This window comes from Streptomyces sp. NPDC058620 (assembly GCF_042717135.1).
In the GTDB taxonomy this organism is placed as follows: Bacteria; Actinomycetota; Actinomycetes; order Streptomycetales; family Streptomycetaceae; genus Streptomyces.
The window spans coordinates 1-15,598 of record NZ_JBHXQO010000031.1 but is presented as its reverse complement, the minus strand read 5'-3'; the positions used below and the strand labels follow the sequence as shown (position 1 = coordinate 15,598).

Genomic DNA, 15,598 nt, shown 5'->3' with positions numbered 1-15,598 from the left:
GTGTTCGGACGTCGCAAGAAGAGTGGTTCCGCCGAGGACGCGGCGGACGAAGCGCGCGAGGCCGAGCAGGTCGCCGACGAGCTCACCGACGGCGCCGCGAACGGTTCGCGCCGGATGAACCTTCCGCCGGCCCCGCGGCCGGACGGGCCGTGGGACTTCGACGAGGTCAGCCAGCCCGGCGAGGGCCGGGTCGACCTGGGCGGCATCTTCGTGCCCGGAGTCGAGGGCATGGAGCTGCGGGTCGAGGTCGCGGGTGACGCGATCGTCGCCGCCACCGTGGTCCTGCGGGACAGCGCGGTTCAGCTCCAGGCATTCGCAGCCCCCAAGAAGGAGGGCATCTGGGGCGAGGTCCGCGAGGAGATCGCCTCGGGCATCACCCAGCAGGGCGGCATCATCGACGAGGTCGAGGGTCCGCTGGGCTGGGAGCTGCGCGCCCAGGTCCCCGTACAGCTTCCGGACGGGACGAACGGCGTACAGCTCGTGCGTTTCGTCGGAGTCGACGGGCCGCGCTGGTTCCTGCGCGGAGTCATCTCCGGCCAGGGTGCCGTGCAGCCGGAGGCCGCGGGACTGCTGGAGACGATCTTCCGGGACACCGTGGTCGTCCGTGGCGAGGGTCCGATGGCGCCGCGCGACCCCATCGTCCTGAAGCTCCCCAACGACGCCCAGATGGTGCCGGAGGGTGTGCAGCAGGAGGAGCAGGAGGGCTCGAAGTTCTCCGGTGGAATGGGCCAGCTCCAGCGTGGACCCGAGATCACCGAGGTGCGCTGAGGCGCCCCCCGCAGCATCGGCCGGTGGGCCGTACCCGCACGTCCGGGGTACGGCCCACCGGCTTTTCCGTATCCGTGCGTCTGTCCGTGCGCCGTGCGCCGCGCGGGGCCGATCTCCCGCACCTGGCCATTGCCCGGTCGTGTGCCTCATGCACATACTGGCCGCGGCGGGGAAGCGTACGTACGGGGAGAGACATGACCGAGAGCATCAGCGCGCAGGGCGGCACTGCGGTGGCCGAGGAGCCGGGGCGCGGGCCCATGGTGCGGGTCGAGGACCTGCGCCGCTCCTACGGGACCGGCGCCGCGGCCGTCCACGCGCTGCGCGGTGTCTCCTTCGAGATCCCCCGCGGTGAGCTCGTCGCGCTCAAGGGGCGGTCCGGATCGGGCAAGACGACACTGCTCAACCTGGTCGGCGGCCTGGACTCGCCGGACAGCGGCCGGATCATCGTCGACGGCACGGACCTCTCCGAGCTCGGCGAGAACGGGCTCCTGGAACTGCGCCGCGACCGTATCGGCTTCATCTTCCAGTCGTTCGGCCTGCTCCCGATCCTGACCGCCGCGGAGAACGTCGGCGTACCGATGCGGCTGCGCAAGGCCGACCCGCGGGAGCGCGAGGAGCGCGTGGCGCTGATGCTCTCGCTTGTCGGGCTCGGTGACCACGCCCAGCAGCGCCCCGGCGAGCTCTCCGGCGGCCAGCAGCAGCGGGTCGCCATCGCCCGCGCACTCGCCAACCGGCCCGCCCTGCTGATCGCCGACGAGCCCACCGGACAGCTCGACGCGGAGACCGGCCTCGCCGTCATGGAGCTGCTGCGCGCGGTGGTCCGCAGCGAGGGCGTCACCGCCCTCGTCGCCACCCACGACGCCCAGCTCCTGGGCCTCGCGGACCGGGTCCTGGAGCTCGGCGACGGGCACATCGTGGAGCACACGAAGGCGGTCTGAGGCCCGCGGGAGAGCCTCCTCGGCGACCCTGCCGGGCATCAGAATCCCGTCAATACGCACCCCTGAGCCACCCCCGGTCCGATATGCCCGAAATCCTCGGAGTAGTTTCGGAATCGGCTGCCGCATCGGCCGCAGCCGATTCTGAAAGACAATGGGGCCATGGGACGCGGCAAGCTTCGGATCTACCTGGGTGCGGCACCGGGCGTCGGCAAGACGTACGCGATGCTCTCCGAGGCACACCGTCGGGTGGAGCGGGGCACCGACTGCGTCGTCGCCTTCGTCGAGCACCACGACAGGCCGCGCACCGAGGTGATGCTGCACGGCCTGGAACAGGTCCGGCGCCGTGACATCGAGTACCGCTCGGCCGTCTTCACCGAGATGGACGTCGACGCGGTCCGCGACCGCGCACCCGCCGTCGCGCTGGTGGACGAGCTGGCCCACACCAACGTGCCCGGCTCCCGCAACGCCAAGCGGTGGCAGGACGTCGAGGAACTCCTCGCGGCCGGCATCGACGTCATCTCGACCGTCAACATCCAGCACCTGGAGTCGCTCGGCGACGTCGTCGAGTCGATCACCGGAGTACGGCAGCGCGAGACCGTCCCCGACGAAGTCGTACGCCGTGCCGACCAGATCGAACTGGTCGACATGTCGCCCCAGGCGCTGCGCCGCCGCATGGCCCACGGCAACATCTACAAGCCCGACAGGCTCGACGCGGCCCTGTCCAACTACTTCCGCCCCGGCAACCTCACCGCACTGCGCGAGCTGGCCCTGCTCTGGGTCGCCGACCGGGTCGACGAATACCTCCAGCAGTACCGCGGCGAGCACAACATCCGCACCACGTGGCAGGCCCGCGAACGCATCGTCGTCGGGCTGACCGGCGGCCCCGAGGGCCGCACCCTCATCCGCCGCGCCTCCCGGATGGCCGCCAAGGGCTCGGGCAGCGAGATCCTCGCCGTGTACATCGCCCGGAGCGACGGGCTCACCGCCGCCTCGCCCAAGGAACTCGCCGTACAGCGCACCCTCGTCGAGGACCTGGGCGGCACCTTCCACCACGTCATCGGCGACGACATACCCTCGGCGCTCCTCGAATTCGCCCGCGGGGTCAACGCCACCCAGATCGTCCTCGGCTCCAGCCGCCGCAAGGCGTGGCAGTACATCTACGGCCCCGGCGTCGGCGCCACGGTGGCCCGCGATTCCGGCCCCGACCTCGACGTCCACATCGTCACGCACGAAGAGGTCGCCAAGGGCCGAGGACTGCCCCTCGCACGCGGCAACCGGCTCGGCCGGGCACGCATCCTCTGGGGCTGGGCCGTCGGCGTCGGGGGCCCGGCGGCCCTCTCACTGTTCCTCAGAAGCCTGGAGGACGGCCCAGGGCTCGCCAACGACGTGCTGCTCTTCCTCTTCCTGACCGTCGGTGCCGCTCTGCTCGGGGGGCTGCGCCCGGCCCTCGCGTCGGCCGCCGTCGGCTCCCTGCTGCTCAACTACTTCTTCACCCCGCCCACCCACACCCTGACCGTGCAGGACCCGGAGAACCTCGTCGCCATAGTGATCTTCTTCGCGGTGGCGGTCGCGGTCGCCTCCGTGGTGGATCTGGCGGCGCGCCGCACCCACCAGGCCGCCAGGCTGCGCGCCGAATCCGAGATCCTCTCCTTCCTGGCCGGCAGCGTCCTGCGCGGCGAAACCGCCCTGGACGCCCTGCTGGAGCGGGTCCGCGAGACCTTCGCCATGGAGTCCGTCGCCCTCCTGGAGCGGCGGAGCGACGTCGATCCGTGGACCTGCGCCGGGTCCGTCGGCCCGACTCCGGTCGTCCGCCCGGAGGACGCCGATGTCGACATGCCCGTCGGCGACCACATGGCGCTGGCGCTCTCCGGCCGGGTGCTGCCCGCCGAGGACCGGCGGGTGCTCGGCGCCTTCGCCGCCCAGGCCGCCGTCGTACTGGACCGGCAGCGCCTGGTGGGGGAGGCCGAGGAGGCCAGGCGGCTCGCCGAGGGCAACCGGATCAGGACCGCGCTCCTCGCCGCCGTCAGTCATGATCTGCGTACCCCGCTGGCCGCCATCAAGGCCGCCGTCAGCTCCCTGCGCTCCGACGACGTCTCCTGGTCCGAGGAGGACGAGGCGGAGCTCCTCGAAGGGATCGAGAACGGGGCCGACCGGCTCGATCACCTCGTCGGCAACCTCCTGGACATGTCCCGCCTCCAGACCGGCACCGTCACCCCGCTGATCCGCGAGATCGATCTCGACGAAGTCGTCCCCATGGCACTCGGGGGCGTACCCGAGGGCAGTGTCGACCTCGACATCCCGGAGACCCTTCCGATGGTCGCCGTCGACCCCGGGCTGCTGGAGCGGTCCGTCGCCAACATCGTCGAGAACGCCGTGAAGTACCGCCCCGAGGGAACGCGCGTCGTCGTCGCCGCAAGCTCGCTGGGCGAACGCGTCGAGCTACGCGTCGCCGACCGTGGCCCCGGTGTCCCGGACGAGGGCAAGGAACGCATCTTCGAGCCCTTCCAGCGCTACGGCGACGCCCCGCGCGGCGCCGGGGTCGGCCTCGGCCTCGCGGTGGCCCGCGGCTTCGTGGAGGCCATGGGCGGGACACTCGACGCGGAGGACACCCCCGGCGGCGGGATGACCATGGTTCTCACCCTCAAGGCGGCGGCGGGATACGTTCCGGTCAGCACCGGCCTGTCCGCCCAGGTCACCTCGTGACGCTCCCGTACCTCCTACGTGTTCCGTGCAGCAGACATCTTCCGTGCAGCAGAAAGGCAGGTCCACGATGACCAGGGTGCTTGTGGTCGACGACGAGCCGCAGATCGTACGCGCCCTCGTGATCAACCTGAAGGCGCGCAAGTACGAGGTGGACGCGGCGCCCGACGGTGCGACAGCTCTCCAGCTGGCCGCCGCCCGGCACCCCGACGTCGTCGTCCTCGACCTCGGGCTGCCCGACATGGACGGTGTCGAGGTGATCCGGGGACTGCGCGGCTGGACGCGGGTGCCGATCCTCGTGCTCTCCGCCCGCCACACCTCGGACGAGAAGGTCGAGGCTCTGGACGCCGGCGCCGACGACTACGTCACCAAGCCCTTCGGCATGGACGAACTGCTGGCCCGGCTGCGCGCGGCGGTACGCCGGGCCGAGCCCGTCGGCGCGGACGGCGCGGACGGCGTCGTGATCGTCGAGACCGAGGGGTTCACCGTCGACCTGGCGGCCAAGAAGGTCAACCGCGGGGGCCGCGACGTACGCCTCACCCCCACCGAGTGGCACCTGCTGGAGGTCCTCGTCCGCAACAGCGGCCGCCTCGTCAGCCAGAAGCAGCTTCTCCAGGAGGTCTGGGGCCCCTCGTACGGCACCGAGACCAACTACCTCCGGGTCTACATGGCCCAACTGCGGCGCAAGCTGGAGGCCGACCCCTCGCACCCCCGGCACTTCGTCACCGAGCCGGGCATGGGCTACCGCTTCGAGCGCGGCTGACCGCCGGAAACGGGGTACGGGAAGGTCATACCGGGACGACTGAGGTGACCCGTCCGAGTGACGCCACCGGGCACCCGCCGACACCTCCGGACACCGGTACCCTTCGGGTATGAGTGCTGTTCCCCGATTCGAGAAGGCCGGCAAGGCGGATAAGCCGTCCGGCCGCTTCCGCCGGATGCTCGACCGCCTGTCCAGCTCCCAGCAGGACCTGGAGTCCGAGGAGCTGCGGGAGGACGCGCAGGCGTCGGGGTGCACCCGCATCGCCGAGTGCTCCGACCGCCAGATCGTCAAGGTGACTGGTACGTTGCGGACTGTCACCCTGCGTCCGCGAGCCGGAGTGCCCGCCCTGGAGGCGGAGCTCTTCGACGGCAGCGCGCCGCTCGACGTGGTCTGGCTCGGCCGTCGCTCCATCGTCGGCATCGAGCCGGGCCGTAAGCTCATCGCCTCGGGCCGTATCTCCATGAGTCACGGACGCCGAGTGCTGTTCAACCCCAAATACGAACTCCGACCGCTCGGCAAGGAGTAGCCGGTGACGTCTCTCGACAAGCCGACGTCCGATACGGACAAGTCCCACCCCACCGCCCGGGAGGAGGCCGCCGCGAAGGCGGTCACGGAGGCCGCGCTCTCCGAGGCGTTCGGCGGAGTCCGCGGGATGGTGGAGACAGTCCTTCCCGGGCTGCTCTTCGTCACGATGTTCACCATCAACAAGGACCTGCACACCGCGGCCATCGCGGCCCTGGTCGTGTCGCTGGTCATGGTCGGGGTCCGGCTGATCCGCAAGGACACCGTCAAGCACGCCTTCAGCGGCGTCTTCGGCGTGGCCTTCGGCGTGGTCTTCGCGATGATGACGGGCAACGCCAAGGACTTCTACCTGCCGGGCATGATCTACACGCTCGGACTGGCCCTCGCGTACATCGTCACGACGATCGCGGGTGTGCCGCTGATCGGCCTGATCCTGGGCCCGGTCTTCAAGGAGAACCTCTCCTGGCGCACCAGGAACCCCGGCCGCAAGGCGGCCTACGCCAAGGCCAGTTGGGCCTGGGGGCTGATCCTGCTCGCCAAGTGCGCGATCCTCTTCCCGCTCTACTGGTGGGCCGACACCACCCAGCTCGGCTGGGTCCTGGTCTCGCTGAAGATCCCGCCGTTCCTGCTCGCCGTCTACCTGACCTGGCTCTTCCTCGCCAAGGCGCCGCCGCCGATCGACGTCTTCGCCGAGATGGAGGCGGAGGAGCAGGCCGAGAAGGAGCGTAAGGCGCGGGCCGCGCAGGCCGGCGGCCAGGACAGCTGACGGCGGCCACGTCAGCCGGCACCCACGCGAACGAGTGGGCCCCGCACCGTTTCCCACGGTGCGGGGCCCTTTCGTTCTCCTGCCCGTACGGGTGTACGGGCCCGGATCAGTCCTCGGTGAGCTCGCGGCGCACCGACAGCAGATCCTCCAACTGTTCCTCGCGCGCCTGGGCCGCCACGAACAGCAGCTCGTCACCGGCTTCCAGCGACTCCTCGACGCTCGGCGTGAGGACGCGCGTACCGCGGATGATCGTGACCAGCGAGGTGTCCTCCGGCCATGCCACATCGCCGACCCGGGTACCGGCGAGCGCCGACTCCGGGGGCAGGGTGAGCTCGACGAGGTTGGCGTCGCCGTGGCTGAAGCGCAGCAGCCGGACCAGATCGCCGACGCTCACCGCCTCCTCGACCAGGGCCGACATCAGGCGCGGTGTGGAGACGGCGACGTCGACGCCCCAGGACTCGTTGAACAGCCACTCGTTCTTCGGGTTGTTCACCCGGGCGACGACCCGCGGCACGCCGTACTCGGTCTTGGCGAGCAGGGAGACGACCAGGTTGACCTTGTCGTCACCCGTCGCCGCGATCACGACGTTGCACCGCTGAAGGGCGGCCTCGTCCAGCGAGGTGATCTCGCAGGCGTCCGCGAGCAGCCACTCGGCCATCGGGACCCGCTCCACCGAGATGGCGGTCGGCGCCTTGTCGATCAGGAGCACCTCGTGCCCGTTCTCCAGCAGCTCGGCCGCGATGGAGCGGCCCACCGCGCCCGCCCCGGCAATCGACACGCGCATCAGTGACCGCCTTCTTCCGGGCCCTCGGCGAAGGCCGCCTCGACCTTCGCGACCTCGTCCGTACGCATCATCACGTGGACCAGGTCGCTCTCCTGCAGGACCGTCTGCGACGTCGGCAGGATCGCTTCACCCAATCGGGTGAGGAACGCCACGCGGACGCCTGTCTGCTCCTGGAGCGTGCTGATCTTGTGGCCGATCCACGAGGGCGTGGTGTGCACCTCGGCGAGCTGCACCCCGCCGCTCGGGTCGCGCCACAGCGGCTCGGCGCCGGACGGCAGCAGCCGCCGCAGCATCTGGTCCGCGGTCCAGCGGACGGTGGCCACCGTGGGGATGCCGAGGCGCTGGTAGACCTCGGCACGGCGGGGGTCGTAGATCCGGGCGGCGACGTTCTCGATGGAGAACATCTCGCGGGCCACCCGGGCCGCGATGATGTTCGAGTTGTCGCCGCTGCTCACCGCGGCGAACGCGCCGGCCTCTTCGATCCCGGCCTCGCGGAGGGTGTCCTGGTCGAAACCGACCCCGGTGACCCGGCGCCCGCCGAACCCGGAACCCAGGCGACGGAACGCGGTGGGGTCGCGGTCGATCACGGCGACCGTGTGTCCCTGCTTCTCCAGGGTCTGCGCGAGAGCGGCTCCGACTCGCCCGCAGCCCATGATGACGATGTGCACCTTGCGCCTACCTCGCCGTCCTGGTCATCCCGCTGACCTGCGAAAACACCCTGGTCACACTTCTTTCTCAGCTTGCCGGGCAAACAACGGGGCAACGACCTTCGGCGTTGCCCGGGATTGAGCTTATGCCGCAACGCACCGGCCTCCTCATCCGAGTGTGCCCCGCGTCCTCGCCCGCTGCCCGCACTCTTGAGTACGGCAGCACAGACATCTAACATGTCAGTTCATGGAGACCCTCCGGCCCGTCCGTCGCACACTGCTGCGGGACACCGCGTACGAAGCGATTCGTGACGCCATCGTCCGCGGCGACATCCCACCCGGCGCGTCCGTCCGCGACGGCGAACTCGCCGATCGGCTCGGGCTCTCCAGGGCGCCCGTCCGCGACGCCCTGTCCCGGCTCGCCGGCGAGGGGCTCGTGGAGAGCAAGCCACAGAGCTACACCCGCGTCACCAGGCTCGTCCCGCGTGACGTCAGGGACGCGGCCGCCGTCGTGCGCGCGATGCAGGAACTGGCCGCCCGCAGCGCGGTCCCGCACCTCACGGATGCGGACATCGCGGCGATGCGGGCGGCGAACGAACGGTTCCGGGCGGCCGCGGCCGAGGGTGACGTGGCCGCAGCGCTGCGCGCCGACGACGCACTGCACGACGTGCTCGTCACCGCCTGCGGCAACCGCGCCGTCGCCGCCACGGTCGAGCGCTACACCCCACTGATCCGCCGCCTGGAGTGGCGGCAGTTCGGCACGGCGAGCGCGGCGCACGGCTCGGCGGCACTGCATGACCGGCTCATCGACGCCTGCGCCGGGGGAGACGCGGAGGCCGCCTCCCGGATCACGGCGGAGATCTGGCGCGCGCTGGAGGAGCTGGCGGACGAGCCACCGGCCCTCTGACCGTTCCGCCGGCCTCCGATCGTTCCACCGGGGCCCCGCCCGTTCCCTGCCGTATCCCATCCCGAGATCCCCCGAGATCCCCCGAGATCCCCCGAGATCCAAGGAGCTCCCGTGCCGACCTTCCCGGCCGACATCACCTCGTACGAGCGCTACCCCCTTCTCTTCGGGCCCTCGCCCGTGCACCGGCTGGACCGGCTCACCGAGCACCTGGGTGGCGCCGCACTCTGGGCCAAGCGCGAGGACTGCAACTCCGGCATCGCCTACGGCGGCAACAAGACCCGCAAGCTCGAATACCTCCTCGCCGACGCACTGGCCAAGGGCTGCGACACCCTCGTGTCGATCGGCGGCGTCCAGTCCAACCACACCCGTCAGGTGGCGGCGGTGGCGGCCCGCGCCGGTCTGAAGTGCGTCCTCATCCAGGAGAGCTGGGTGGAATGGCCCGACGCCGTCTACGACAAGGTCGGCAACATCCTCATCAGCCGGCTGGCCGGAGCCGACATCCGTCTCGTGCGCGCCGGCTTCGGGATCGGTGTCAAGGAGAGCTGGGAGCAGGCGCTGCGCGAGGTCGAGGACCGGGGCGGACGCCCGTACGCGATTCCGGCCGGCGCCTCCGACCATCCGCTCGGCGGCCTCGGTTTCGCGAACTGGGCCTACGAGGTCGCCGAGCAGGAGGCCGCGCTCGGCGTCTTCTTCGACACCGTCGTCGTCTGCTCGGTCACCGGCTCCACCCAGGCGGGCATGGTCGCCGGCTTCGCCGCCCTGGAGGAGGCGGGCGGCCGGCCCCGGCGCGTGCTGGGCATCGACGCCTCCGCCGAACCGGCCAGGACCCGGGAGCAGGTGGCACGGATCGCCCGCGCCACCGCCTCGCTGATCGGGGTGCGGCGCGAGCTCACCGTGGCGGACATCGAGCTCGACGAGCGCTACCACGGGGGTACGTACGGCATCCCCGACGAGGCCACGCTCGACGCGATGCGGCTGGCCGCGCGGACCGAGGGCATGGTCACCGACCCGGTGTACGAGGGGAAGTCGATGGCGGGCATGGCCGACCTGGTCGCGCGCGGCGAGATCTCCCGCGATGCCACCGTCCTCTACGCCCATCTCGGCGGTCAGCCCGCACTCAACGGATACAGCGCGCTCTTCGCGGAAGCATGAGCGCAAGGAAGACGTTAAAGATTGAGCGAAGTTCTTTGCCCAAAGCCGTAAATTAGAGGAGATTGTCCGACTTTGATGGGGTGGGGGCTCATCGGCATCCATACGGAACGCATACGATCCTCTGCGTGTCCAAACTGACCGACGTGCCCAAACGGATCCTGATCGGCCGGGCGCTGCGCAGCGACAACCTGGGAGAAACGCTCCTCCCGAAACGTATCGCGCTCCCCGTCTTCGCATCCGACCCGCTGTCCTCGGTGGCGTACGCACCCGGAGAAGTCCTCCTCGTGCTGTCCATCGCGGGTGTGTCGGCGTATCACTTCAGCCCGTGGATCGCGGTCGCCGTCGTGGTGCTCATGTTCACGGTCGTCGCCTCCTACCGGCAGAACGTGCGTGCGTACCCGAGCGGCGGCGGCGACTACGAGGTGGCCAACACCAACCTCGGGCCCAAGGCCGGACTCACGGTCGCCAGTGCCCTGCTGGTCGACTACGTCCTGACCGTCGCCGTGTCGATCTCCTCCGGTGTGGAGAACCTCGGTTCGGCCATCCCGTTCGTCGTGGAGCACAAGGTTCCGGTCGCCGTCGGCGCGATCGTGCTGCTGACGCTGATGAACCTGCGGGGCGTCAAGGAATCCGGCAAGCTCTTCGCCATTCCGACGTACCTCTTCGTCGTCGGCGTCTTCCTGATGATCCTCTGGGGCGCGTTCCGGGGGCTCGTCCTCGGTGAATCCATGCACGCCCCGACCTCGGAGCTGGAGATCAAGCCCGAACACCAGGGGCTGGCCGGTTTCGCACTGGTCTTCCTGCTCCTGCGCGCCTTCTCCTCCGGCTGTGCCGCACTCACGGGCGTCGAGGCGATCAGCAACGGAGTTCCCGCCTTCCGCAAGCCCAAGAGCAAGAACGCCGCGACCACCCTCGCGATGATGGGTCTGCTGGCCGTCACCATGTTCTGCGGCATCATCGGGCTGGCCATGGCCACCGACGTGAAGATGGCCGAGAACCCGGCGGAGGACCTGCTGCGCGACGGCGCCGCGGTCGGAGAGAGCTTCGTCCAGGACCCCGTGATCTCCCAGGTCGCGGCCGCGGTCTTCGGCGACGGGACCTTCCTCTTCGTGGTCCTCGCCGCGGCCACCGCGCTCGTCCTCTTCCTCGCCGCCAACACCGCGTACAACGGCTTCCCGCTGCTCGGCTCGATCCTCGCCCAGGACCGCTACCTGCCGCGCCAGCTGCACACCCGCGGTGACCGGCTCGCCTTCTCCAACGGCATCGTGCTGCTGGCCGGTGCGGCGGTGCTGCTGGTCTGGATCTACGGCGCCGACTCGACGAAGCTGATCCAGCTGTACATCGTCGGCGTCTTCGTGTCCTTCACGCTCAGCCAGACCGGCATGGTGCGGCACTGGAACCGCCATCTGCGCACCGAGAAGGACCCCGCCGCGCGCCGCCACATGGTCCGCTCGCGTGCGATCAACACCTTCGGTGCCTTCTTCACCGGCCTCGTGCTCGTGGTCGTCCTCGCCACCAAGTTCACCCACGGCGCCTGGGTCGCCCTGCTCGGCATGGTGATCTTCTACGGGACGATGACCGCGATCCGTAAGCACTACGACCGCGTGGCCGAGGAGATCGCCGCCGACGAGACCCCGTCCGACGAGACCGTCCGCCCTTCGCGGGTCCACTCGATCGTCCTGGTCTCCAAGCTCCACCGGCCCACGCTGCGCGCCCTGGCGTACGCGAAGCTCATCCGCTCCGACCGGCTGGAGGCGCTCTCCATCAGCGTCGACCCGGAGGAGACGAAGGTGCTCAGGGACGAGTGGGAGCGGCGCGGCATCAACGTGCCGCTGAAGATCCTCGACTCGCCCTACCGCGAGGTGACCCGCCCGGTCATCGACTACGTGAAGGGCCTGCGCAGGGAGAGCCCGCGCGACGTGGTCAGCGTCTACATCCCGGAGTACGTCGTCGGGCACTGGTACGAGCACCTGCTGCACAACCAGAGCGCCCTGCGCCTGAAGGGCCGGCTGCTGTTCACCCCGGGTGTCATGGTGACGTCCGTGCCGTACCAGCTGGAGTCGTCCGAGGCCGCGAAGAAGCGCGCCAGGAAGCGGGCCGAGTGGAACGCTCCGGGATCGGTGCGCCGAGGCCCCGTGGAACGGAAACACAAAGAGCCCACCAGGAAGGGCTGACTCGCGGAGCCTGCTTGTGGTAAGCGGTCGGGCGGCGCCCACGTAGACTGGTGGGTCGTTGTCCGGCCGCTTTTCCCTTGATCTCTGGAGCCACCCCCTCATGCAGAACGAATCCACTCCGTCGCAGGCCGGGGACTCACTGAGCGGGGACTCGCTGATCGGGCAGGAGTACGAGGTCGAGGTCGGCCCCGTCGCGCACGGCGGCCACTGCATCGCCCGTACCGCGGAGGGGCAGGTCCTCTTCGTGCGGCACACCCTCCCCGGCGAGAAGATCGTCGCCCGGGTCACCGACGGCGAGACCGGCTCCCGCTTCCTGCGTGCCGACGCCGTCCGGATCATCGAAGCCTCCAAGGACCGCGTCGAGGCCCCCTGCAAGTACGCCGGCCCCGGCATGTGCGGCGGCTGCGACTGGCAGCACGCCAAGCCCGGCGCCCAGCGCCGGCTCAAGGGCGAGGTCATCGCCGAGCAGCTGAAGCGCCTCGCGGGCCTCACCCCGGAGGAGGCCGGCTGGGACGGCACGGTCATGCCGGCCGAGGGCGACAAGCTCCCGCAGGGCCAGGTGCCCGCGTGGCGCACCCGCGTCCAGTACGCGATCGACGACGAGGGCCGGGCCGGGCTGCGCAAGCACCGCTCGCACGAGGTCCAGCCGATCGACCACTGCATGATCGCCGCCCCCGGGGTCAGCGAGCTGGGCATCGAGAAGCGCGAGTGGCCGCAGATGGCCGCGGTGGAGGCCATCTCCGCCACCGGTTCCCACGACCGTCAGGTCATCCTGACCCCGAAGGCCGGCGGCCGCCTGCCCCTCGTCGAGCTGGACAAGCCGGTCTCCGTACTCCGCGTCGAGGAGCACGACGGTGGCGTCCACCGCGTCCACGGCCGCGCCTTCGTCCGCGAGCGCGCCGACGACCGCACGTACCGCGTGGGCTCCGGCGGCTTCTGGCAGGTCCACCCGCAGGCCGCCGACACCCTCGTCCGCGCGGTCATGCAGGGCCTGCTGCCCCGCAAGAACGACACGGCTCTCGACCTGTACTGCGGCGTCGGCCTGTTCGCCGGCGCCATCGGCCAGCGTATCGGCGAGAAGGGCGCGGTGCTCGGCATCGAGTCCGGCAAGCGCGCCGTCGAGGACGCCCGCCACAACCTGAAGGACCTGGAGCGGGTCCGGATCGAGCACGGCAAGGTGGACCAGGTCCTGCCGCGCACGGGCATCACGGAGGCCGACCTCATCGTCCTCGACCCGCCGCGCGCGGGCGCGGGCAAGCAGACGGTGAAGCAGCTGACCGCGCTGGGCGCCCGCCGCATCGCATACGTGGCCTGCGACCCGGCGGCCCTGGCCCGGGACCTGGGCTACTTCCGCGAGGGCGGCTACAAGGTGCGGACGCTGCGGGCGTTCGACCTGTTCCCGATGACGTCGCATGTTGAGTGTGTAGCGATCCTCGAGCCTGCAACGAAGGGCCTTTGACCTGCTGGTTTCCCAACTTTCGGGAAACCAGCAGGTCGCGTCGACATGCTTTCATGGGCGCATCATGTGGAGTGCGTGATGCTCCTTGAGCCTCTCGAAAAGGCCGCTGACCTGCAGGTTCAGAGGGTGAGTGTGGCGTGTGCCACTCCCGATCCGGGCGACGACATGGTGCTGACAGGGCATCTTGACGCTCACCTGACGCTCCTTCTGGTGGGGCGTCAGGTGAACTGCTGGCTGTCAGGTGTCCAGGGGAACTGTCACAACTGCCGGGTGGGGCGGCTTGGCTCGCCGCCGATGTCGACAACCTGTCAGCGCCGACGGCCACGCGATACAGCGTTCCGGCGTCGTCTCCTCAGAGTCGACCGAGGAAGCGCGAACCTGCTCACCTCGGGGTTCTGTCTGCCCAGCCTCGACATGCCCTGCACCAGCCCGAACCGATCGCACCACACTCAAGCCGGTGGATCCGCGCTGAACTGAGCCAGAACAAGGAACGGCCTCCGGGGCCGATCGGCCCCGGAGGTTCTGTTGCCAGCGGCCTTGACGCTGGCGGCATACGTCGACCTGCGGCCGGGGATCCGAACCCCGCATTTCTCCTTACGGAGCGAAAGGGGTATAGGACAAGGCGGTGTCCACAACCTCTTCTGCCGTCAAGCCGTCCGTAAAACCTTCCATGTCGGGATGGTAGATGAGATTGAGTACACGAGGATGAGGAACGCTCGCTTCGAGAATCTCCACGAGCCTATCGACTTCCTCCTCCGTCCCGTGGTCCGCCATAATTTTGCGAACGAGCTCGACGAGCTGATCGCGGGTAAGGTCAGGCGCGCCCATCACACCTCACTGGTGGTAGTTGGGGTCCAGTACCTCGGCATGATACCGAGGCGTTACAACCACCAGGTTGTCCAGATCGTAGACGCCGCCGCCATGTTGAATCGGTTTTACGTGGTGGAGGACGTACTTGTTATTCCTTCCCACGGCTTACTGGTTCGCCACAAATGGCGCCCTGCCGGCAGCCATACGTGTCCTGTTTGATTTACTGAAGCCTGCTGCCAACCCTGAGTCACTGGCAACAGCTTTCCAGAAAGCCTCGCGAAAATCCCCGAATGTTTTGAAGGATTTCCCCTGCAGCTGTCGGCCGATCTGTCCCGGGATTTTCCCCGTACTTCCATGGGTTCCCTTCAGCCACCCACCAGATATATCGGACAGACGCCCGCCACCTGTTACAGCGCCTGGAGAGTTCCTTAGCTCTGTGGCCGTCCTGGCCCCCGTAATGGCGGGGCGACTACTTAGCCTCGAAGTTTCATGACGGTCCGCCGACGGAGTCGGTGGACCGTTTCGTGCCGTGGGCTGAGAGTGGGCAGGTTGAGGGCCCGAGTGTCGTCTCGGGGAGGCGCCGGGTTCCACTGCTCCGGTGTTGGGCTACTGTCGTGGGGACGGGAAAGTTGCTGGTCAGCCGGGGTTCGGCAGGAGTGCGAGCTGGTCGAGTGCGGCGGTGATGTGGCTGGTCCAGGGCCAGTGCCGGGCCAGGCGGAGGATCTGGCGGCGGCCGGTGGTGACGAGCTGTCCTGCCGTGGTGAACAGGCGGAGCCGCAGGCGTCGGGGTTCCCAGAGGCGGGCCTTGCCGGTCAGGGCGAGCATCGGCATCCAGGCCAGCAGGTCGAGAGCGATCTGCACGATCTCCAGCCAGATCCGGTTCTGGGCCGTGCGGTGCAGGGGCAGGTTGCGCAGTCCGGTGGCCCGGGCGGCGCGGATGCGGTCCTCGGCCCGGGCTCGCAGCCGGTGACGGAGTTCGAGTTCGGCGATCGGCCGGCCCGAGGTGTTGGTGGCGAAGCACGTCAGCCGCATGCCGTCCGCATCGGTGAGCCGCAGCTGGGCCCCAGGGTGCGGTCGTTCCTTCCTGACGATCAGCCGCATGCCCTTGGGCCGGCCGTCCACGACATCGCCGGTGAGTTCGGCGACCCAGGCGCCGTCGCGGATCTCCCCGTCCGTCTCGACGGCCGGAGTCCAGGCCGGTGCCGGAA

14 protein-coding genes and 1 pseudogene are annotated in these 15,598 nt (G+C 69.6%); 10 read left to right on the top strand and 5 right to left on the bottom strand.

Annotation, left to right across the window (positions count from 1 at the left end; translation table 11 throughout):
* The 6 genes from ACFWSK_RS24815 to ACFWSK_RS24790 all read left to right on the top strand — a co-directional run bounded on the left by ACFWSK_RS24815 (position 1) and on the right by ACFWSK_RS24790 (position 6,457).
* Complete coding sequence (locus tag ACFWSK_RS24815; RefSeq protein WP_383790142.1) at positions 1-768, top strand: DUF3710 domain-containing protein; 768 nt, start codon at positions 1-3, stop codon at positions 766-768.
* 194 nt (positions 769-962) lie between these two features.
* On the top strand, positions 963-1,706 hold the full coding sequence (locus ACFWSK_RS24810; protein WP_383790140.1) for an ABC transporter ATP-binding protein: 744 nt from the start codon (positions 963-965) through the stop codon (positions 1,704-1,706).
* A 159-nt stretch (positions 1,707-1,865) separates the two neighbouring features.
* Positions 1,866-4,409 carry a DUF4118 domain-containing protein gene (locus tag ACFWSK_RS24805; protein ID WP_383790137.1) on the top strand — a complete coding sequence of 848 codons (2,544 nt, stop codon included), beginning with the start codon at positions 1,866-1,868 and terminating at the stop codon, positions 4,407-4,409.
* Between the two features lie 67 nt (positions 4,410-4,476).
* Positions 4,477-5,169, top strand: a complete 693-nt coding sequence (locus ACFWSK_RS24800) for a response regulator (protein ID WP_383790134.1) — start codon at positions 4,477-4,479, stop codon at positions 5,167-5,169.
* Between the two features lie 109 nt (positions 5,170-5,278).
* Entirely contained in the window at positions 5,279-5,695 is a 417-nt protein-coding gene (locus ACFWSK_RS24795) for an OB-fold nucleic acid binding domain-containing protein (RefSeq protein WP_382737445.1), read from the top strand.
* Between the two features lie 3 nt (positions 5,696-5,698).
* Entirely contained in the window at positions 5,699-6,457 is a 759-nt protein-coding gene (locus ACFWSK_RS24790; protein WP_383790132.1) for a DUF3159 domain-containing protein, read from the top strand.
* A 106-nt stretch (positions 6,458-6,563) separates the two neighbouring features.
* Here ACFWSK_RS24790 and ACFWSK_RS24785 read toward each other — a convergent pair whose 3' ends face one another.
* Both ACFWSK_RS24785 and ACFWSK_RS24780 read right to left on the bottom strand, forming a co-directional pair.
* Positions 6,564-7,241, bottom strand: coding sequence for a TrkA family potassium uptake protein (locus tag ACFWSK_RS24785; RefSeq protein ID WP_173316303.1), 678 nt, complete (start codon positions 7,239-7,241; stop codon positions 6,564-6,566).
* The gene (locus ACFWSK_RS24780; protein WP_383790129.1) at positions 7,241-7,909 is read right to left on the bottom strand and encodes a potassium channel family protein; all 669 of its coding nucleotides are present in this window, start codon (positions 7,907-7,909) and stop codon (positions 7,241-7,243) included. The genes ACFWSK_RS24785 and ACFWSK_RS24780 overlap by 1 nt, the downstream gene beginning before the upstream one ends.
* Before the next feature lie 226 nt (positions 7,910-8,135).
* Here ACFWSK_RS24780 and ACFWSK_RS24775 point away from each other — a divergent pair, with 226 nt between their 5' ends.
* From ACFWSK_RS24775 to ACFWSK_RS24760, 4 genes are all read left to right on the top strand, one after another.
* Entirely contained in the window at positions 8,136-8,795 is a 660-nt protein-coding gene (locus ACFWSK_RS24775; RefSeq protein WP_383790126.1) for a GntR family transcriptional regulator, read from the top strand.
* Between the two features lie 111 nt (positions 8,796-8,906).
* Positions 8,907-9,947, top strand: coding sequence for a 1-aminocyclopropane-1-carboxylate deaminase (locus tag ACFWSK_RS24770; protein ID WP_383790124.1), 1,041 nt, complete (start codon positions 8,907-8,909; stop codon positions 9,945-9,947).
* Positions 9,948-10,072: 125 nt separating this feature from the next.
* Positions 10,073-12,121: an APC family permease gene (locus tag ACFWSK_RS24765; RefSeq protein ID WP_383790121.1), complete on the top strand. Its 2,049-nt coding sequence runs from the start codon at positions 10,073-10,075 to the stop codon at positions 12,119-12,121.
* A gap of 100 nt (positions 12,122-12,221) precedes the next feature.
* Entirely contained in the window at positions 12,222-13,580 is a 1,359-nt protein-coding gene (locus tag ACFWSK_RS24760; RefSeq protein WP_383790118.1) for a class I SAM-dependent RNA methyltransferase, read from the top strand.
* Between the two features lie 594 nt (positions 13,581-14,174).
* Here ACFWSK_RS24760 and ACFWSK_RS24755 read toward each other — a convergent pair.
* The 3 genes and pseudogenes from ACFWSK_RS24755 to ACFWSK_RS24745 all read right to left on the bottom strand — a co-directional run.
* Complete coding sequence (locus tag ACFWSK_RS24755; RefSeq protein WP_383790287.1) at positions 14,175-14,354, bottom strand: hypothetical protein; 180 nt, start codon at positions 14,352-14,354, stop codon at positions 14,175-14,177.
* Positions 14,355-14,414: 60 nt separating this feature from the next.
* Positions 14,415-14,981: pseudogene (locus tag ACFWSK_RS24750) on the bottom strand (HNH endonuclease signature motif containing protein).
* A gap of 45 nt (positions 14,982-15,026) precedes the next feature.
* The coding region (locus ACFWSK_RS24745) for a transposase (RefSeq protein ID WP_383790116.1) at positions 15,027-15,598 on the bottom strand (572 nt) is incomplete at its 5' end.

Excerpts from the sequence above, each read along its gene's own strand:
- ACFWSK_RS24760 (WP_383790118.1), top strand. The coding sequence starts at position 12,222 with ATGCAGAACGAATCCACTCCGTCGCAGGCCGGGGACTCACTGAGCGGG.
- ACFWSK_RS24800 (WP_383790134.1), top strand. The coding sequence starts at position 4,477 with ATGACCAGGGTGCTTGTGGTCGACGACGAGCCGCAGATCGTACGCGCC.
- ACFWSK_RS24810 (WP_383790140.1), top strand. The coding sequence starts at position 963 with ATGACCGAGAGCATCAGCGCGCAGGGCGGCACTGCGGTGGCCGAGGAG.
- ACFWSK_RS24805 (WP_383790137.1), top strand. The coding sequence starts at position 1,866 with ATGGGACGCGGCAAGCTTCGGATCTACCTGGGTGCGGCACCGGGCGTC.
- ACFWSK_RS24775 (WP_383790126.1), top strand. The coding sequence starts at position 8,136 with ATGGAGACCCTCCGGCCCGTCCGTCGCACACTGCTGCGGGACACCGCG.
- ACFWSK_RS24785 (WP_173316303.1), bottom strand. The coding sequence starts at position 7,241 with ATGCGCGTGTCGATTGCCGGGGCGGGCGCGGTGGGCCGCTCCATCGCG.
- ACFWSK_RS24795 (WP_382737445.1), top strand. The coding sequence starts at position 5,279 with ATGAGTGCTGTTCCCCGATTCGAGAAGGCCGGCAAGGCGGATAAGCCG.
- ACFWSK_RS24755 (WP_383790287.1), bottom strand. The coding sequence starts at position 14,354 with ATGGCGGACCACGGGACGGAGGAGGAAGTCGATAGGCTCGTGGAGATT.